This is a genomic window from Thermocatellispora tengchongensis (assembly GCF_014202315.1).
Lineage (GTDB): Bacteria > Actinomycetota > Actinomycetes > Streptosporangiales > Streptosporangiaceae > Thermocatellispora > Thermocatellispora tengchongensis.
The window spans coordinates 1-18,432 of the sequence record NZ_JACHGN010000028.1 but is presented as its reverse complement, the minus strand read 5'-3'; the positions used below and the strand labels follow the sequence as shown (position 1 = coordinate 18,432).

Here is an 18,432-nt window from a genome sequence, read left to right as displayed (position 1 = left end):
ATTTGACTACTTGATTAAGAGGTTTTCCCTATAGATGTGCCCGGAGTCAGGATGGATGTGCGGCAGTTGGAGTATTTCCTCGCCGTCGTGGACCACGGCGGGTTCAACCGGGCCGCCAAGGCGCTCTACATCGCCCAGCCGTCGCTGTCCCAGGCGATACGGAACCTGGAGAAGGAGCTGGCCGGGCCGCTGTTCCACCGGATCGGCCGGCGGGTCGTGCTCACCGACGCGGGGCACGCGCTGATCGAGCCCGCCCGCCAGGTGATCCGCAGCGTGGAGGTGGCGCAGGCGAGCGTCGCCTCGGTACGGGGGGTGCTGCGCGGCAGCGTGGCCATCGCCTCGATGCCGTCGCCGGCGGTGGAGCCGCTGAGCGGGATGATCGAGGAGTTCACCCGGCGGCACCCGGGCGTACAGGTGGTGATCAAGGACGCGCCGGTGCCGCAGGCCGTGATCGACGCGGTGCGCACCGGCGTGACCGAGCTGGGCCTGCTGTCGGCGTGGGATCTGCCGGTGGCCGCCGACGTGAACCTGTTCCCGGTCGAGCGGCAGCGATTCGTGCTGATCGCCCACCCCGAAGGACCGTTCCGGCCGGGCCCGCCCGTCCGGTGGGAGCGGCTGGCCGGGCAGCGCCTGATCGTCGGCGAGCCGGGCACCGGGCTGCGCAGGCTGGTGGAGGAGATCCGCGCCTCCGGGGTGGACCTGACCATCGCGGTGGAGTCGGAGCACCGCGAGGCGTTCCTGCCGCTGGTGCTCAGGGGCGTCGGCATCGGCGTGCTGGCCGAGGCGTGGCGGCCCCTCGCGGAACGGGCGGGGGCGCTGGTGCTCGACCTCGACCCGCCCGCGTCGCTGCAGCTCGCCCTGGTCACCCGCAAGGGCTGGCTGAGCCCCGCCGCCACGGAGTTCCACCGCGCCGCCACGAGGAACCTATAGGCGTCGCCTACCGGTCCTATCGGGTCCCCGTCTTGGACGCCCGGCGCGCCCGGTCGGTTGAATCGAGTGCATGACGACGACCACGTACGGCATCGCGGTGATCCCCGGCGACGGCATCGGCCAGGAGGTGACCCCGGCGGCGCTGGAGGTGCTGGACGCGGCGGCGCGGCGGCACGGCGTGGCCTTCACCCGCACCACGTACGACTGGAGCTGCGCCACCTACCTGCGCGAGGGCGCGATGATGCCGCCCGACGGCCTGGACCGGCTGCGGGGCCACGACGCGATCTTCCTGGGCGCGGTCGGCGCGCCCGGGGTGCCCGACCACGTGTCGCTGTGGGGGCTGCTGATCCCGATCCGGCGCGCCTTCCGGCAGTACGTCAACCTGCGCCCGGTGCGCGTCTTCGAGGGCGTGCCCAGCCCGCTGCGCGGGGTTCGGGCGGGCGAGGTGGACCTGGTGGTGGTCCGGGAGAACACCGAGGGCGAGTACAGCGAGATCGGCGGCCGGCTCAACCGCGGCTTCCCCGACGAGATGGCGGTGCAGGAGGCCGTGTTCACCCGGCCCGGCGTGACCCGGATCGTGGACTACGCCTTCACGCTCGCCGGCACCCGGCGGGGGCGGCTGACGTCGGCGACCAAGTCGAACGGCATCGTGCACACCCTGCCGTTCTGGGACGAGATCGTGGCCGAGCGCGCGGCGGCGTACCCGGGGGTGACCTGGGACCAGGAGCACATCGACGCCCTGTGCGCCAAGCTGGTGCTCGACCCGGCCCGCTTCGACGTGATCGTGGGCAGCAACCTGTTCGGCGACATCCTCAGCGACCTGGCCGCCGCCGTGGCCGGCAGCATCGGCATCGCCCCCTCGGCGAACCTGAACCCCGAGCGCGACTTCCCGTCCATGTTCGAGCCGGTGCACGGCTCGGCCCCGGACATCGCGGGACGGGGCGTGGCCGACCCGATCGGGGCCATCTGGTCCGCCGCGATGATGCTGGAGCACCTCGGCCATCCGCGCCCGGCCGCCGAGATCGTCGAGGCCGTCGCCGCCGTCCTGGCCACGACCGACACCCGCACCCCCGACCTGGGCGGCTCCGCCACCACGTCCGAGTTCACCGAGGCGGTGCTGAGCCGCCTCTAACCGGGCGCGGGCAGCACCGAGCCGGTCAGCCGGCCGGACGGGCGGTAGGCGGCGCACATGACGTCGCGGTCGCCGTCTGCCCAGGTCTCGGCGGTGGGCATGATCGGATAGTAGTCGAGGGACGAGTCCTTCGAATCGCCCCACAGCTCGGCGAAGCGGGCGCCGCATCCCCGCCACGCGAACGCGGCCAGCGCCGCGCGGTCGTACGGGCCGTCGGGGACGTGCACGAAGCCGAACGACTGGTTGTCCGCGCCCTCGGCGCAGGGGGTGTACAGGACGATCGGCTCCCCCGCCCCGGGGTCGTAGGCCGGGTCGCTGAAGCACTCGCCGCCCTCGATGAGCAGGATGCCGCTGGTCTCGGCGGTGATGAACGCGTCGGTCTTCACCGCCGGCTCCTGCGCCGGGACGATGAACAGCGTGCCGAGCGCCGCGATGGCGGGGATCAGCCCCCAGCGCCGGGTCATCCGTTCACCTCCACGCTCGGGCCCCGATCGGCGTGATCGTAACGGGGGCGGGGAGAACACCGGGCCAACTGCCGGTGGCCGCCAGATAGACGATCATGAATTCACGCGCCGGACAGCCGCCGGAAAGGCGATCGTCAGGGCTTCCTGGGTGAATTTCGCCGGTCCACTCCGCGCTCGCGGAGGGACGAGACGCTTCTCATGGAGTGAGCACGAAAGTGAATGAGCCCAGAAAGCCGTGGTCCATCAGGCCGCGGCACGCGAAGCTCGCCGCGATCGGCGCCGGCGCGCTGCTGATCGGCGGCTTCGCGTTCGGCCCGGCCGCGATGGGCGCGGCCGCGCCACCGGTGTACCCCGCCGCCGAGGTGCACAAGCCCTCCCCCATCCCCGACCGCATCATCCTCATCCCCACCACCACCCCGGCCACCAGCCAGCGGGTGACCTGGCGCGCCGAGGCCACCGCCGACACCGCCCAGGCCGAGATCCTGGAGGCGCCGCGCGCGCTGGGCCAGGTCGCGCCGCCCGCCGGCGCCGTCGCCAACGTCAAGGCCATCGCCAGCACGCCGGTGAACACCACCCTCGGGTACGCCTCGACGTACCACACCGTGGAGTTCACCGGGCTGAAGCCGAACACCCGCTACACCTACCGGGTCGGCGACGGCACCAACTGGAGCGCCTGGACCGACTTCACCACCGCCGCCGCCGGCTTCGAGCCGTTCTCCTTCATCTACTACGGCGACGCGCAGAACTACATCGACTCCGCCGTGCCGCGCGTGTTCCGCCAGGCGTTCGCCGACCGCCCCCAGGCCAAGGCCATCGTCAACGCGGGCGATCTCATCGACTCCGCCAACAGCGAGGAGCAGTGGGGTCAGTGGTTCCGGGCCGGCGGCTTCATCGACGGCCAGATCAACAACATCTCGATCCCGGGCAACCACGAGTACAGCGGCGGCCTGTCCACCTTCTGGCGGCCGCAGTTCCCGTACCCGGACAACGGCCCCGGCAACGCCGAGCTCAAGCAGACCGCCTACACCCTTGACTACCAGGGCGTGCGGTTCATCGGCCTGGACTCCAACCACCAGAGCAACGCCACCCTGATGGCCGCCCAGACCGCGTGGCTGGAGGGCCTGCTCAAGAACAACCCGAACAAGTGGACCGTGGTGACCTTCCACCACCCCGTCTACTCCACCACCGGCTCGCGCAACAACCCCAACGTGCGCGCGCAGTGGGCCCCGCTGTTCGAGAAGTACGGCGTGGACCTGGTGCTTCAGGGCCACGACCACTCCTACGGCCGCGGCAACCAGGTGGCGGCGCGCAAGACGGCCACCGTGCACAACGGCGTGGCGTACGTCGTGTCGGTCTCGGGCGGCAAGATGTACGCGCTCAACAACGGCGAGAACTGGACCGGCAACGGCGCCGAGGTGCGCAGCACCAGCCAGAACACCCAGCTCTACCAGCTCATCGACGTCACCAAGGACACGATCACCTTCGAGGCCCGCTACGCCAACGGCGAGCACCACGACGGCTTCGTGATCCGCAAGAACGACAAGGGTGAGCGCACCGTCAACGAGCTGCGCACCCCGGAGAACACGGTCGGCGAGCAGGTGATCGTGGACAAGACCGAGGTGCCGCGGTTCGGCGAGCTGAAGGTCTCGGCCTACGGCTACGACCCGGGCGAGAAGGTCGCGATCCACCTGCGCGAGGCGTCCGGCGACGACGCGCGCCGCGGCGGTGGCCGCGACGGCCTGCTCATCGGCCACGAGAAGGCCGACGAGCTGGGCCGGCTGGAGAAGACCGTCCGCATCCCCGCCCCGGCCAGGAAGGGCGGCCAGTACGTGATCTACCTGGAGAGCGTCAACCAGAAGATCACCAGCCCTGTCATCACCGTCACCAAGTGATCCACCCCGGGTGGCCGCGCCTTGCCGGGCGGGGCCACCCGGTCCCCGTACCAGGAGCCGGCCCGTGATCCTCCCCTTGTTCATCCGCACCTGCCTCGGCCTGGCGCTCGCCCTCGCCCCCGCCGCCGCGGCGCACCCCTTCGGGCCCCCGTCCACGGCCAGGATCGGCGCCGAGGGCTCCCGTGTGACCATCTCGTGGCTGGCCGCCGAGGACGACTGGGTGGCGCTCGGCCAGTCGCTGGGCGCCTTCGAGGACCCCTCGTCGGGGGCGGTGTCCACGCAACTGACCGGCGAGCAGAAGCTCGCCCGCTCCCCGGCGGTGCGCGAGTACCTGCTCTCGCGCGTCGCGGTCACCCAGGCCGGGCGGCCGTGCGCGGCCGAGCTGGCCCCGCTGGAGCGCCTGCTCGCCGAGGGCGCCCGGTTCGGCTTCGAGTGCCCGGAGCCGGTCACCGAGGTCGAGGTCCGCATCGACGCGCTGACCGATCTCAACGAGGCGTACCGGACCGTGCTCACCGCCGAGACGCCCGCCACCCCGGACAAGGCGATGCTCACCGCCGCCGCGGACACCCAGCGGGTGCGGTTCCACCCGTCCCCGGGCGGCGGCGTGCCGCTCGCCGCGCCCATCGCGGCCCTGGCCGGCGCGCTGGCCGCGCTGGCGGGCGTCGTGCTGTACCGCAGGCGGCGTCCGGCGGGTGCCCGCGGATGAACGGCACCACCGAGCAGGAGAACTACCTGATCGCGCTCTTCGACGGGTCGGCCGCGTTCTGGCTGGTGCTGGCCGTCGCATTGGGCGTGGGCGCGCTGCACGCGGTGGCCCCGGGCCACGGCAAGAGCATCACGGCGGCGTACCTGATCGGCACGCACGGCCGTTATCGGGACGCGCTGCGCCTCGGCGTGGTCGTGGCGCTGATGCACACCGTGTCGGTGCTGGCGCTCGCCCTGGCCTGGGTCGGCCTGTCGGGCGCGGCCGTCGGCACCAAGACGGTCACGGCCTGGCTCCAGGTGGCCGCGGGGGTCGTCGTGATCGCCGTCGGCGCGCACCTGACGTACCGCCACCTGCGGGACCGCAGGTCCCACGGGCACGGGCATGAGCACGGGCATGAGCACGGGCACGGCCATGGGCATGGATACGGCCACGGGCATGGGCATGGACACGGCCACGGGCACGGGCACGGGCATGGACACGGCCACGGCCATGGGCACGGGGACGCGGTCGATCCGTGGTCGCGGCGGGGGCTGGTCGCGCTGGCGCTGTCCGGAGGGCTCGTGCCCTCGCCGTCCGCGTTCATCGTGCTGGTGAGCGGGCTGCTCACCGGGCGGGCGGTGGACGCGGTGATCCTGGTGCTCGCGTTCGGGACCGGCATGGCGGTCACGCTGACCGCCGTGGGCGTGGTCACCGTACGCGGGGCGGCGGCGCTCGGCCGCCGCACGCACGACCTGCGGTTCCTGCGCGCGGCGGCCTCCTGGACGCCCGCCGCCGCCGGGGTGGCCGTGGCCGCCGGGGGCTGCCTCTACCTGGCCTCCGCCGTCGCCGCCCTGACTCCGTGACGCGTACCGCCCCGTCCGCCGGCCCGTGAGACGCGGATCACCGGGTTCTCGGCGCCGAAACCCCGGTCGAGCGCGCATACTTAGAGTCGCAAGGATCTACCCGGCCAGTTTGGGGGCTCCCCGACCCAATGCGTGTGCGTTGCGGCATGATGGGCGGATTCACGCGATTGGAGTTTCGGCTGTGCTGATGGGAGATCTGGTACGGCTGCGAGCCATCGAACCCTGGGATTCACCGCTGATCTACGACTGGCTGAACGACGCCGAGGTCACGCGGTGGATGACCGGCACCCACCCGCTGTCGTTGATGCACATCGAGCAGCGCGCAGCCTCCCGGCCGCGCAACTCCTACGAGCGCATGCAACTGGGCATCGTGGCGCTGGAGACCGACGAGCTGATCGGCGTCGGCGCGCTCCTCGACGCCGAGCCGGAGACCGGGGACGCTGAGCTCAGCCTGTACATCGGCGACCGGTCCTGCTGGGGCCGGGGCTACGCGACCGACGCGTTGCGGGTCCTGTGCTCCTACGGGTTCGACGAGATGCGGCTGCATCGCATCTCGCTGTGGGTGGTCGCGGAGAACACCGCCGCGATCAGGGTGTACGAGAAGGTGGGCTTCGTCCGCGAGGGCGTGCGCCGCGAGGCGTTCCGCCGGGGCGGCAAGTGGCACGACTTCGTGCTGATGGGCCTGCTCGAAGGCGAGCTGCGCTGAACGCGCACCCCCACGCGAACGGCGTGCCGCCATAGCACGCGTCATCACCCGCGTCATTCACCCGCGTCATTCACCCGCGCAGGACCTCCTCCAGCCGGTCCACGTCGCGAACCGCGCCCTTGTCGGCCGACAGGGCGAGGGCGGCATAGGCGCGCAGGGCGGCGGAGACCGGGCGGGCGCGGTCGCGGGGCCGGTAGCCCCCGGCGGCCTCCAGCCGGGCCCGGCGCGCGGCCAGCACGTCGTCCGGCACGTCCAGCCGGACCGAACGCCCGGGGATGTCGATGCTGACGGGATCGCCGTCCTCGACCAGCGCGATCACGCCGCCCGCGGCGGCCTCCGGCGAGACGTGGCCGATCGACAGGCCGGAGCTGCCTCCGGAGAAGCGGCCGTCGGTGACCAGGGCGCACCTGTCCGCCAGGCCGCGCCCCTTGAGGAACGCGGTCGGGTGCAGCATCTCCTGCATGCCGGGGCCTCCGCGCGGGCCCTCGTACCGGATCACCAGGACGTCGCCGGGCGTGACCCGGCCGGCGAGGATCGCCTCGGCGGCCTCCTCCTGCGACTCCACCACGACGGCCGGGCCGGTGAAGGTGTGCATGGCCGGGTCCACGCCCGCGCTCTTGACCACGCAGCCGTCCTCGGCCAGGTTGCCGCGCAGCACGGCCAGGCCGCCGTCGGCGGAGTAGGCGTGCGCGACGTCCCTGACGCAGCCGCGCGCGGCGTCCAGGTCCAGTTCCTGCCAGCGCGCGGACTGGGAGAACGCGGTGGCGGAGCGGACTCCGCCGGGGGCGGCGTGGAACAGCTCGACGGCCTCCGGGGCGGGCGAGCCGCCGCGCACGTCCCAGGTCTTCAGCCACTCCGCCAGCGAGGCGGCGTGCACCGCGTACACGTCCTCGCGCAGCAGGCCCGCGCGGTGCAGCTCGCCCAGGATCGCCGGGACACCGCCCGCCCGGTGCACGTCCTCCATCAGGTACGTCCCGTTGGGCGCGACCTTGCACAGGCACGGCACCTCCCGCGACCGCAGCTCGATGTCGCGCAGCGTGTAGTCCAGCTCGGCCTCCCGGGCGGCGGCCAGCAGGTGCAGGACCGTGTTGGTCGAGCCGCCCATGGCCAGGTCGAGGGCCATCGCGTTGTCGAAGGCCGCCCGGGAGGCGATGGCCCGGGGCAGCACGCTCTCGTCGTCGTGGTCGTAGTGGCGCCGCGCCAGCTCCACGACGGTGCGGCCGGCCCGCTCGTACAGGTCGCGGCGGGCGGTGTGCGTGGCCAGCGTGGAGCCGTTGCCGGGCAGCGCCAGGCCCAGCGCCTCGGTGAGGCAGTTCATCGAGTTCGCGGTGAACATCCCGGCGCACGAACCGCAGGTGGGACAGGCGGCCTCCTCGATGCGGGCCAGGTCGGCGTCCGAGACCGCCCCGGAGGCGGCGTCGGCGATGGCCGAGACCAGGTGCAGCCCCGGCCGTACGGTGCCGTCGGACAGGACGGCGGTCCCGCCCTCCATCGGCCCGCCGGAGACGAAGACCGTGGGGATGTTCAGCCGCAGCGCCGCCATGAGCATGCCCGGCGTGATCTTGTCGCAGTTCGACACGCACACCAGCGCGTCGGCGCGGTGCGCGTTGACCATGTACTCCACCGAGTCGGCGATCAGGTCGCGCGAGGGCAGCGAGTACAGCATCCCCTCGTGGCCCATCGCGATCCCGTCGTCCACCGCGATCGTGTTGAACTCGCGCGGGATCCCGCCCGCCTCCCTGATCGCCGCCGAGACGATCCGGCCCACCGGCTGCAGGTGCGTGTGGCCCGGGACGAACTCGGTGAAGCTGTTGGCCACCGCCACGATCGGCTTGCCGAAGTCGGCCGCGTCCACTCCCGCCGCCCGCAGCAGCGCCCGCGCGCCCGCCATGTTCCGCCCGTGCGTGACGACCCGTGATCTCAGTTCACCCATGTGCCCACCCTGGCGGCTGACCGCCCCGGGGCGAAGACGGCGCTGCTTCTAGTACTCGCACTACTAGCATCGGGGCCATGACCGAAGGGGCATGGCGCGCTGAGCTGGGCGACTTCCTGCGGGCCAGGCGGGGGCAGATCACGCGGGCGGAGGTGGGGCTGCCGCCGCTGGGCCGGGGCCGTCGGGGCGTCGGGCTGCGGCGGGAGGAGGTCGCGGTGCTCTCGGGGGTCAGCGTCACCTGGTACACCTGGCTGGAGCAGGGCCGGGAGATCCACCCGTCGCGGCAGGTGCTCGACGCCATCGCGCGGGCGCTGCGCCTGTCGGGGACCGAGCACGACTACGTTTTGGCGCTGGCCGGGTACGCCGCGCCCCGGCGCGAGGCGGGCGCGGGACCGCAGGAGGCGCCGGGGCACGTACGGCGGCTGCTCGACGCGCTGGCCGGGTACCCGTCGTACGCCATCGCGCCCGACTGGGGGATATCGGCGTGGAACGCCGCCTATGCCCGCCTGTATCCGAACGTGGCGAGCGTCCCGGCCGTGGACCGGAACCTGCTCTGGCTGGTCTTCACCGACCCGTACGTGCGGGCGCTGCTGCCCGACTGGCAGGTGGCGAGCCGGCGGTTCCTGGCGGAGTTCCGGGCCGAGGCCGGGCCCCGGCTGGGCGAGCCCGGGTTCACCGCGCTGATCGAGCGGCTGCGGGCGGCCAGCCCGGCGTTCCGCGAGGGGTGGGAGAACCACGACATCGAGGGGTTCACCTCGCGGGAGCGGGTGTTCCTGCACCCGGTGGCCGGGGAGCTGCGGCTGGAGCACCACCGGCTGGCCCCCTCGGACCATCCGGGGCTGCATCTCGTGGTCTACACGCCGATGCCGGGCACCGACGCGGCGGAGCGGTTGCGGCTGCTCGGCGGCGAGGTGTCGTGAACGGGCGGGCGGCTCCGACCTTCTGGTGAGGGCAGGGGCGAAGGGAGTCCGTCATGCGGTTCATGTTGCTGATCTACAGTTCGCCGGACGCGCGGCAGGAGGTGACGCGGGAACACGTGCGGCTTCGGGCGGAGCTGGCCGAGTCCGGGGAGTGGATGGGCGGGGACGAGCTGGCCGGGGACGAGCTGGCGCACGTCGTACGGGTGCGCGACGGCGCGGCGGTGGTGGGCGCGGGGGCGTACCGCGTGGCCGGGGACCGCGGGGAGCACCTGGCGGGATACGAGCTCATCGACTGCGACAGCCTGGAGCGGGCGCTGGAGATCGCCGCGCGTCTCCCGCAGGCCCGGGTGTGCGGGGTCGAGGTCCGGCCGCTGATGCACCCGGGCGGGCTGGAGATGTGACTAGCGGCCGTCGGGGTGGATGCCGAGGGCGCTCGCCTCCTCGGTGAGGTCGGCGGCCACCCGGCCGGCGGGGGACGCGGGGTCGCGCTCCAGCTCGTGCGCGAGCTCCTCCAGCTCGGCGCCGCCCGCCATCAGGGCGGTCATCTCCTCCCGGGTGATGTCGGCCTTGGCGTGGTCGCCCAGGCTCCGGCCGCGCTTGAGCAGCAGGAACCGGTCGCCGACCGGGTAGGCGTGGTGCGGGTTGTGCGTGATGAACACCACGCCGAGGCCGCGGTCGCGGGCCTGGACGATGTGCTTGAGCACCATGCCGGCCTGCTTGACGCCGAGGGCGGAGGTGGGCTCGTCCAGGATGAGCAGGCGGGCGCCGAAGTAGACGGCGCGGGCGATGGCCACCGACTGGCGCTCGCCGCCCGACAGGGTGCCCACGGGCTGGTCGGGGTCGCGGATGTCGATGCCCATGCGCAGCAGTTGCTCGCGGGCGACGGCGCGCGCCGTCCTGCTGTCGAAGCGGCGGAAGGGGCCGCGGCCCTTGGTGGGCTCGCGGCCCAGGAAGAAGTTCCGCCAGATCGCCATCAGCGGGATCATCGCGAGGTCCTGGTAGACCGTGGCGATGCCGGCGTCCAGGGCGTCGCGCGGGCCGGCGAAGGTCACGGGGGCGCCGTCGAGCAGCAGCTCGCCGGCGTCGGGCCGGTGCACCCCGGACAGGATCTTGATCAGGGTGCTCTTGCCCGCGCCGTTGTCGCCGAGCACGCAGGTGACCTCGCCGGCGCGCACGCTGGTGGAGACGCCGTCGAGGGAGATCACGTTGCCGAAGGTCTTGCGTACGCCGCGCAGCTCCAGCATCGGGGTGGCCGTCATTTCCCGCTCTCCTCGGCGTAGCGGCGGACGAACCGGTTGGCCAGCACGGCGAGCAGCAGCATCGCGCCGAGGAAGAACTTGAACCAGTCGGAGTCCCATCCGGCGTACACGATGCCCTGGGAGGTCATGCCGAAGATCAGCGCGCCGACGGACGCGCCGATGACCGAGCCGAACCCGCCCGTGAGCAGGCAGCCCCCGATCACCGCGGCCACGATGAAGATCAGCTCCTGGCCGAAGCCGGCCACGGCCTGGATCGAGCCGAGCCGGATCGCCTGGGTGTTGCCGACGAACCACGCCGCCGCCGACACCGCCATGAACAGCGTGATCGTGGTTCGGGCGGCGGGCACGCCGACGTTGCGGCTGGCGCCGAGGTCGCCGCCGATGGCGAAGACCCAGTTGCCGAAGCGGGTGCGCAGCAGCACCCAGCTCCCCAGGGCGGTGATCAGGATCCACCACAGGATGGCGATCTGGAAGTCCTGCCCGCCGATGGAGATCGTGCCGGCGAAGACCGCGTGCGCGCCGTCGTAGAACGGCTCGTCGGCCAGGCCCTGGACCTGCACCTGGTCGGTGATCAGCTTGGTCACGCCGACGTTGAGCCCCTGGAGGCCGAGGAAGGTGCTCAGCGTGATGATGAAGCTGGGCAGGCCGGTGCGTACGACCAGGTAGCCGTTGAGAAAGCCGATGCCCAGGCACACCAGCAGCGACACCGCCATGGCGACCCACAGCACCATGTTGTACTGCGTGGTCAGGATGGTGGTGGTGATCCCGGCGGTGCCGATCGCGACGCCCGCCGACAGGTCGAAGTGGCCGCCGATCATCAGCAGCGCCACCGGCACCGCCATGATGCCGATCGTGGCGGCCGGGTCGAGCCAGTTGGCCACCCCGCTGGGCGAGCGGAACACCTCGCTGAGCAGCGAGAAGAACACGAAGATGACCACGGCGCCGATGACCGCGCCGAGCTCCGGCTTCAGCAGCAGCCGGCGCACCAGGCCGATCGAGCGCACCCGCTCGTCGGCCGCCTTGACCGTGGACGCCGTCGTCATGAGCCTCCTCCTACCGGGTGCCCTTGTCGGCGAGCTGCAGGATCTGCGCGGCGTTCTCCTTGGTGACGAAGCTGGGCCCGGTGAGCACGGGCTGCCCGCCACCGATCGTGTTCAGGTTCGACCTGTACAGCGTGAGCATGACGACGGGCAGGTAGCCCTGCGTGTACGGCTGCTGGTCCACGGCGAAGGCGACCGAGCCGTCCTGGACCAGCTTGGCGACGTCGGAGTTGAGGTCGAAGGTGGCCAGCCGCGCCGTGGAGCCCGACTCCTTGATCGCGTTCGCGGCGACACCGGCCATCTGGCCGCCGAGCGTGAGCACCCCGTCGATCGAGGAGTCCTGCTGCAGCTTGGCCTTGATGGTGGACTGGGCGCCGGTGAGGTTGTTGTTGTCCACCTGGAGGTTCTCGGCGGTGGCGCCGAGCCCGGCCTTGGCCGCCGAGCAGCGCTGCTCCAGGCCCACGTTGCCGGCCTCGTGGATCACGCACAGCAGTTTGGACACGCCCGCCTGGCGCAGCCGCTGCCCGGCCGCCTCGCCGGCGACCTGCTCGTCCTGGCCGACATGGGCCATGGCGCCGAACTCCGCCGACCTGTCCTGCCCGGAGTTGATGGTGATGACCGGGATGCCCGCCGCGACGGCCTTCTGCACCGACGCCTTCAGCGCGTCGGGGTTGGCCATGGACACGATCAGCCCGTCCACCTTCTGGTTCACGGCGGCGTCGATGAGCTGGGCCTGCTTCTGCGGGTCGCCGTCGCTCTGGTACTCGACCTGTACGCCCTGGTCGGCCGCGGCCTTCTCCACGCCGGACTTCACCACGCTCCAGAACGCGTCACCGGCCGCGCCGTGGGTGACCGCGGCGAAGGTGTAGCCGTAGCCGTCCCCGCCCCCGCCGGAGGCGGCCGCGGGCGCGCTCGCCGCGGGCTCGTCGTCGGCCGTGCACGAGGTAAGGACCAGCGGAAACGCGAGCGCGAGAGCGATCAGCGCCCGCTTGCGGAACTTCTTGTCTGCCGTCACGGGGCCGTCCTTTCGCCGGTGCGGCGGTTAACACGGTTGTAGCCCCGTGGAAATCTTGCGTCAAGCATTTGTTCTGACATATCTACATAAGGTCGTGTGGTCACCCTCCCTCACACGCGCCGACAGCGGACCCGGGTGTTCGGATCAATCCGACGTAGTGGAATATTTCGTGGCACGGTGCCGCGTTCTCCATCCTGCGGCCACCGCGCGTCCGCCCGGCGCCGGGATGATGCTCGCCCACCCGAGCCACCACCGGAACCGGCCCACCAAGGGGAACGTCGAGGGGAACAACGTGACTGTTCTGAGCACCGAGCGCCTCACCGTACGCGACTGGACCGTCGAGGACGCGCCGGAGGCCCTGCGCGTCTACGGCACCCAGGAGGTGACGCGATGGCTGTCCCCGGCCATGACCCAGATCCAGGACGAGCAGGAGATGCGCGAGGTCCTGGAGTCCTGGATCCGCAGCGCGCCGGAGCTGGCGCCCCCGCTGGGCCGGTGGGCGATCGTGCGCAACGAGGACCAACGGGTGATCGGCGGGCTCACCCTGCGCTACCTGCCACCCGACAACGAGGACATCGAGATCGGCTGGCAGCTCGCCCCGGAGTACTGGGGCCACGGGTACGCCTCCGAGGCCGGCCGGGCGCTGGCCAAGTGGGCGTTCTCCCGCGGGGCCGGCGAGCTGGTCGCCGTCGTCAGGGTGCGCAACGAGCGCGGCTCCGGCACCGCCAAACGGCTCGGCATGCAGTGGGTCGGCGAGACCGAGAAGTACTACGGCATGCGGCTCGACGTCTACCGGCTGTGGCCCAGCGACCTGACCCCGGAGGCCGACAAGTGGGCCTAGCCCCCCCGCATGCCCCGGCCTACCTCAGCAGGGGAAGGCGGGCGGTGAGCCGGTCCACGGCGGAACGGGGGCCGAGGATGCCGATCGCGTAGTAGTCGAGGTCGTCGCCGCGGCTGCGGCCCAGCTCGGCCAGGTAGTCCAGGTACACCCCGGCCCGCTGTGCGATGGCGGCCATGTCGGTCACCAGCAGGTCGGGCGCCGCGACCGCCTCGGCCCGGATCGCCCGCACGATCGCGGCGGGCGCGGCCAGCACCGTGCAGCCGGTCCAGGGCAGCCCCGAGTGCGCGCCGCCGTCGGCGTCCAGGCCGGGCTCGCCCAGGATCGCCGGGGCAGCCCGCCCCACGGCGGCGGCCAGGCAGGCGGCGGCGTTCACCTGGAGGCCGCGCGGCAGGTCGCGGTCGAGCACGATCACCCACTTCACCCCCTGCTCCCGGGTGGGCACGTCGGGGCGCGGGTCCAGGCCGTCCAGCCACTCCGGCAGGGTCATCACAGTCACGTCGGTCCTCCGTCCATCTCCGAACTTCCTCCATGGAGGTTGCGCAACGCCCGGCCGTACCGCAACCGGAGCGGACGGATTCCGAAGATAATTCGGCGGATCGTGGGAGCATGTCCGTATGGACGAACTTGATACGGCGATCCTGGCCGAGCTGGCGCGCGACGGCCGGCAGACCAACAAGGAGCTGGCCGAGCGGCTCGGCATCGCGGCGTCCACCTGCCTGGAGCGGGTGCGGTCGCTGCGCGCCCGGGGCGTGATCGTCGGCTTCCACGCCGAGGTGGACCTCACCGCGATCGGCCGCCCGGTGCAGGCCCTGATCCACGTACGCCTGCACCCCAAGGTCCGCGAGGCCGTCGAGGGCTTCCGCGACTACGTCTCCGCCCTGCCCGAGACCGTGGCCGTGTTCGTCGTCTCGGGCGGCGACGACTTCATCGTCCAGGTGGCCGTGCCCGACACGGCGTACCTGCGCGACTTCGTGCTGGACCACGTGGCCCGGCACCGCAACATCGCCGACGTGCGGACCTCCCTGGTCTACGACCACATCCGCACCCCCACCCCCGCGCCCCTCCCCACCCCGCCCCGCCGCCGCTGATCAGCCGCTGCTCAATACGGGAACCTGTGGAGAACCGCAGGTCGATCGGGGTATGCGCATCATTACGGCGGGCGGGGGCGCGGGCCTAGCGTTGCCCGCCATGACGGGAAGACTGATCGAGGCGCCGCGCCGGGTTCCGGCCGCGATGGCGGCGATGGCGGCCCTGTTCGTGCTGGCCGCGATGGTTCTGGTGACCGCGATGGCGGACAGCACCATGCAGCCGGTCCCCGCCTCCGCCCCGGCCGGGGAGTTCAGCGCCGAGCGCGCCCTGCGGCACCTGGAGCGGTTCGCCACCGAGCCCCGGCCGATCGGGAGCCCGGCCGGTACGCGGGCCAGGAACTACCTGATCGGGCAGTTGCGGGCGGCGGGGCTGGAGGTGGAGACGCAGCGGGCCATCGGGGCCGATCCCTCGACCGGTCTGGCGGCGTTCGGGCAGGTCCGCAATGTGGTGGCCACGCGCCCCGGCACCGATCCGACCGGGACGGTGCTGATCGCGGCGCACTACGACTCGGCGGCGATGGGGCCCGGCGCGTCCGACGACGCCGCGGCCGTGGCCGCGATGCTGGAGACCGTACGGGCGCTCGGGAACGCCGCCCTCCGCAACGACCTCGTGCTGCTGATGAGCGACGGCGAGGAGGACGGCGTGCTCGGCGCGGAGGCGTTCGTCAGGGAGCACCCGCTGGGCCGGGCCGGCGGGGTGCTGCTGAACTTCGAGGCCCGGGGGGTGGCCGGGCCGTCGCTGTTGTTCGAGACGTCCGAGGGCAACGCCGGGCTGATACGGACGTTCGCCCGCGCGGTGCCGCACCCGCGCGGCGACTCCTCCATGGGGGCGTTCTACCGGCTGCTGCCGAACAACACCGACTTCACGCCGCTGACCAAGGCCGGGTTCCGCGGCATGAACTTCGCCTACATCGAGAACTCCTCGCGCTACCACACCGCTCAGGACTCCATCGAGCTGCTCGACCGGGGCAGCCTCCAGCATCACGGCTCCACGATGCTGGCGCTGGCCCGCGCCCTGGGGAACGCGGACCTGGCGACGGTGAAGGCCGACCACGACGCCACCTATTTCCGGATTTTTGGCCTCATGGTGACCTATCCGCAGTGGCTGGTGTGGCCGCTCGCCCTGCTGGCCGTGGCCGCGGTCGCCGGTCTGGCGCTGGCCGCCCGCCGCAGGCGGCTGCTCAGCCTCCCGCGACTGGCCGTGGGCGCGGTGTCCGCGGTCGTCCCGGTGGCGCTGGCGGCGGTGCTGGCCCAGGGGCAGTGGCAACTCATGGCCGGGGTGCGGCCCGCGTACGACGTGATGGGCGGGCTGCTGCACCGGCCCGAGCCGTTCCGGGCGGCCGTCGTGGCGGCGGCCGTGGTGTCGGTGCTGGTGTGGTACCTGGCGCTGCGGCGCGCGGTGGGGCCCGCCGCGCCGGCGGTCGGCGCACTCGTCTGGCCCGCCGGGCTGGGCGTGTTGTGCGCCGCGTACGCGCCGGGCGCGGCGTTCGTCGTCACCCTGCCCGCGCTGATGTGCGCGCTCGGCGGGCTGGGCGCCGTGCTGCTGCCGCGGGGGCGGATGATCGCGCTGACCGCGGGTGCGTCCATGTCGGCGATACTGCTGCCCGCGCTGGCCAGGACGGTCTTCGAGGGCATGGGGCTGGCCCTGGGCGGGGCCGCCGCCCTGCTGGTGGCGCTGTTCGCGCTGACGCTGCTGCCCTTCGCGGAGCCGGTGCTGCCGGAGCGGCGGATCTTCGCCGTCCCGGCCGCCGCGGCGGTGCTCTCGATCGCGCTCGTCGCCGGCGGGCTGGCCACCGACCGCTTCGACGCGGCCGACCCGGGGCGTACGCACCTGGCGTACGTGATGGACGCCGACGCGAAGACGGCGCACTGGGTCAGCGGCGACGCCGACCCGCCCGCCTGGACCAGGCGCTACGTCTCCGGCCGCGACACCACCGGACTCCCGCCCGGCTACGCCCGCGGCCCGCTGTGGACGGGACCGGCGCCCGCCGCCGACGCTCCCGCTCCCGCCCTCACGCTGCTAGGCCGCGACGGCGACACCGTCAGGCTGCGCGTGACCGCCGGACGCGGCGCCCGCTCCATCACGCTCCGCGTCGAACGCCCGATCACCGGGGCCACGGCGGCCGGCCCCGGGCTGACCCCGGTGACCATCCCCGTCACGGGAACGCGCGTCAACACCTGGCCGGGCGAGGTGCGCTTCCGCGGGCTGCCCGCGACCGGCGTCGAGATCACGCTACGCGTGCCCGGGACGGGAAAGGTCCGCATCACCGCCATCGCCGAGACCGACGGCCTGCGGACGGTGCCCGGCTTCACCGCCGCACCGCCGGAGCTGGTGGCCTCGACCAGGGAGGACGGCGGGCTCATGGCGGTGACCCGCACCTACTCCTTCTGAGCGGACACGCCTTCTGAGCAGCGCGCCTTCTGAGCAGCGCGCCTTCTGAGCAGCGCGCCTTCTGAACCGACACGCCTTCTGAGCAACACGCCGCGGAGCCTGGCCCGAGTGGGTCCAGGCTCCGCGTCCTCACCGTCAGTCGTCGCCGAAGCGGCCTCGGCCGTTGCCGTTCCCGTTGTTGCCGTTGCCGTTGCCGTTGCCGCGGTCCTCCGGCGGGCCCTGGTCGTCCTCGGTGGCGTCGCCGTCGTCGTCGGACGATGGGGGCGGGGTGGGCCGGCAGCTCTGGCCGCAGCCGCCGAAACGCTCGGTGTTGATCGGGGTGAAGGACTTGGGCTCGGTGCCCTTCAGCGCGGCCAGGAAGGTGTCCTTCCAGATCGGGCCGGGGATGCTGGCGCCGAAGACCGAGGCGTAGTACCTGCCGCCGATGGTGACGTTGTTCAGCTTGTAGTTCTGCGCACCACGGGGGTCGCCGATGCTGACCGCGCCGGCCAGGTCGGGGGTGAAGCCGGCGAACCAGGCCGTGGCCTGGCTGTCGGTGGTGCCGGTCTTGCCGGCCGCGTCGCGGCCGATGCCGCCCACGCTGCGCATGGTGCCCTGGGTGAAGACGCCGGACAGGATGTCGGCGGCGGCGTCGGCGACCTCGGGGTCGAGGGCCTGGCGGCACTTGGGCTTGTAGGTGGTGGCCTTGCCGTAGCGGTCGGTGATCTCGGTGATCGCCATCGGCGCGCAGTACTTGCCGCGCGCGGCGATGGCCGCGTAGGCGTTGGCGACCGTCACCGGGTCCATCTCGTTGATGCCGAGGGTGAAGGTCTCGTACTCCTGCAGCTTCAGCCCGTCGGAACGGTGGATGCCCAGCGACTTGGCCATCTGCACCGTGTCGCACAGGCCGACGTGCTGCTCCAGCACCATGAAGAAGGTGTTCACCGAACCCCAGGTGCCGGTCTGCAGCGTCTTCCAGCCGCCCGAGCCCTCGTCGTTGGTGACGGTGTGGGTGGGGTCGCCGATGTTCTCGCCCTTGCAGTTCTTGAAGGCCGAGTAGCCCGAGGCGCGGAAGCCGGCGCCCACGTTGAAGCCGTCGTTGACCTTCATGCCCTTGTCCAGGGCGGCGAGCAGGGTGAAGGTCTTGAAGGTGGAGCCGGCCTGGAACCCCACCCCACCCCCATGCGCCGCATCGGCGACCAGGTTGTAGGAGATCTCGTTGCGCGCCTTGTTGCGACCGTACTCACGACTGGCCGCCATCGCCTTGATCGCACCCGTCCCCGGCTCCACCAA

Annotated in this window: 18 protein-coding genes; 11 read left to right on the top strand and 7 right to left on the bottom strand. The window is 72.3% G+C overall.

The genetic code is table 11. The features are described 5' to 3' along the window. The first annotated feature begins 51 nt into the window (after positions 1 to 51). Both HNP84_RS43860 and HNP84_RS43855 read left to right on the top strand, forming a co-directional pair. Positions 52 to 930, top strand: coding sequence for a LysR family transcriptional regulator (locus tag HNP84_RS43860; RefSeq protein WP_185056031.1), 879 nt, complete (start codon positions 52 to 54; stop codon positions 928 to 930). A gap of 70 nt (positions 931 to 1,000) precedes the next feature. Beyond that, complete coding sequence (locus HNP84_RS43855) at positions 1,001 to 2,062, top strand: tartrate dehydrogenase (protein WP_185056030.1); 1,062 nt, start codon at positions 1,001 to 1,003, stop codon at positions 2,060 to 2,062. Here the strand turns inward: HNP84_RS43855 and HNP84_RS43850 are convergent. Then, positions 2,059 to 2,526, bottom strand: a complete 468-nt coding sequence (locus HNP84_RS43850; protein ID WP_185056029.1) for a hypothetical protein — start codon at positions 2,524 to 2,526, stop codon at positions 2,059 to 2,061. The two genes, HNP84_RS43855 and HNP84_RS43850, sit on opposite strands and share 4 nt — an antisense overlap. Before the next feature lie 215 nt (positions 2,527 to 2,741). Between HNP84_RS43850 and HNP84_RS43845 the strand changes: the two genes are divergently transcribed. The 4 genes from HNP84_RS43845 (at position 2,742) to HNP84_RS43830 (ending at position 6,672) form a co-directional block, all read left to right on the top strand. Continuing rightward, a complete protein-coding gene (locus HNP84_RS43845) occupies positions 2,742 to 4,418 on the top strand; it encodes a purple acid phosphatase family protein (RefSeq protein WP_185056028.1) in 1,677 nt (558 codons plus the stop codon). 64 nt (positions 4,419 to 4,482) lie between these two features. Further along, positions 4,483 to 5,124: a hypothetical protein gene (locus HNP84_RS43840; RefSeq protein ID WP_185056027.1), complete on the top strand. Its 642-nt coding sequence runs from the start codon at positions 4,483 to 4,485 to the stop codon at positions 5,122 to 5,124. Beyond that, a complete protein-coding gene (locus tag HNP84_RS43835) occupies positions 5,121 to 5,966 on the top strand; it encodes a HoxN/HupN/NixA family nickel/cobalt transporter (RefSeq protein WP_185056026.1) in 846 nt (281 codons plus the stop codon). The genes HNP84_RS43840 and HNP84_RS43835 overlap by 4 nt, the downstream gene beginning before the upstream one ends. A 187-nt stretch (positions 5,967 to 6,153) precedes the next feature. Next, on the top strand, positions 6,154 to 6,672 hold the full coding sequence (locus HNP84_RS43830; RefSeq protein WP_221337517.1) for a GNAT family N-acetyltransferase: 519 nt from the start codon (positions 6,154 to 6,156) through the stop codon (positions 6,670 to 6,672). A 70-nt stretch (positions 6,673 to 6,742) separates the two neighbouring features. Here the strand turns inward: HNP84_RS43830 and ilvD are convergent, their stop codons facing one another. Further along, a complete protein-coding gene (gene ilvD, locus HNP84_RS43825) occupies positions 6,743 to 8,605 on the bottom strand; it encodes a dihydroxy-acid dehydratase (RefSeq protein WP_185056024.1) in 1,863 nt (620 codons plus the stop codon). Positions 8,606 to 8,682: 77 nt separating this feature from the next. On the opposite strand from ilvD, the gene HNP84_RS43820 reads away from it, so the two are divergent. Continuing rightward, a complete protein-coding gene (locus HNP84_RS43820; RefSeq protein ID WP_185056023.1) occupies positions 8,683 to 9,525 on the top strand; it encodes a helix-turn-helix transcriptional regulator in 843 nt (280 codons plus the stop codon). Between the two features lie 53 nt (positions 9,526 to 9,578). Next, positions 9,579 to 9,926: a YciI family protein gene (locus tag HNP84_RS43815; protein ID WP_185056022.1), complete on the top strand. Its 348-nt coding sequence runs from the start codon at positions 9,579 to 9,581 to the stop codon at positions 9,924 to 9,926. Here HNP84_RS43815 and HNP84_RS43810 read toward each other — a convergent pair whose 3' ends face one another. From HNP84_RS43810 to HNP84_RS43800, 3 genes are read right to left on the bottom strand one after another with little or no spacing between them, the layout of a single operon-like run. After that, positions 9,927 to 10,784, bottom strand: coding sequence for an ATP-binding cassette domain-containing protein (locus HNP84_RS43810; protein WP_185056021.1), 858 nt, complete (start codon positions 10,782 to 10,784; stop codon positions 9,927 to 9,929). Continuing rightward, the gene (locus HNP84_RS43805) at positions 10,781 to 11,827 is read right to left on the bottom strand and encodes an ABC transporter permease (RefSeq protein ID WP_185056020.1); all 1,047 of its coding nucleotides are present in this window, start codon (positions 11,825 to 11,827) and stop codon (positions 10,781 to 10,783) included. Before HNP84_RS43805 ends, HNP84_RS43810 begins: the two co-directional genes overlap by 4 nt. 10 nt (positions 11,828 to 11,837) lie before the next feature. After that, positions 11,838 to 12,839, bottom strand: coding sequence for a sugar ABC transporter substrate-binding protein (locus tag HNP84_RS43800; protein WP_185056019.1), 1,002 nt, complete (start codon positions 12,837 to 12,839; stop codon positions 11,838 to 11,840). Positions 12,840 to 13,140: 301 nt separating this feature from the next. Between HNP84_RS43800 and HNP84_RS43795 the strand changes: the two genes are divergently transcribed. Beyond that, positions 13,141 to 13,680 (top strand): GNAT family N-acetyltransferase, encoded by a 540-nt coding sequence (locus HNP84_RS43795; protein WP_246519423.1) that lies wholly within the window; start codon positions 13,141 to 13,143, stop codon positions 13,678 to 13,680. Between the two features lie 19 nt (positions 13,681 to 13,699). On the opposite strand, the gene HNP84_RS43790 is transcribed toward HNP84_RS43795, so the two are convergent. Beyond that, the gene (locus tag HNP84_RS43790) at positions 13,700 to 14,167 is read right to left on the bottom strand and encodes a DUF2000 domain-containing protein (RefSeq protein ID WP_221337533.1); all 468 of its coding nucleotides are present in this window, start codon (positions 14,165 to 14,167) and stop codon (positions 13,700 to 13,702) included. Positions 14,168 to 14,294: 127 nt separating this feature from the next. Between HNP84_RS43790 and HNP84_RS43785 the strand changes: the two genes are divergently transcribed. Together HNP84_RS43785 and HNP84_RS43780 are read left to right on the top strand one after the other, a co-directional pair. Next, positions 14,295 to 14,768 carry an Lrp/AsnC family transcriptional regulator gene (locus HNP84_RS43785; protein WP_185056018.1) on the top strand — a complete coding sequence of 158 codons (474 nt, stop codon included), beginning with the start codon at positions 14,295 to 14,297 and terminating at the stop codon, positions 14,766 to 14,768. Between the two features lie 100 nt (positions 14,769 to 14,868). Further along, positions 14,869 to 17,160, top strand: a complete 2,292-nt coding sequence (locus tag HNP84_RS43780; protein WP_246519415.1) for a M28 family peptidase — start codon at positions 14,869 to 14,871, stop codon at positions 17,158 to 17,160. A gap of 135 nt (positions 17,161 to 17,295) precedes the next feature. On the opposite strand, the gene HNP84_RS43775 is transcribed toward HNP84_RS43780, so the two are convergent. Continuing rightward, a partial coding sequence (locus HNP84_RS43775) for a penicillin-binding transpeptidase domain-containing protein (RefSeq protein WP_281396476.1) occupies positions 17,296 to 18,432 on the bottom strand: 1,137 nt, incomplete at its 5' end.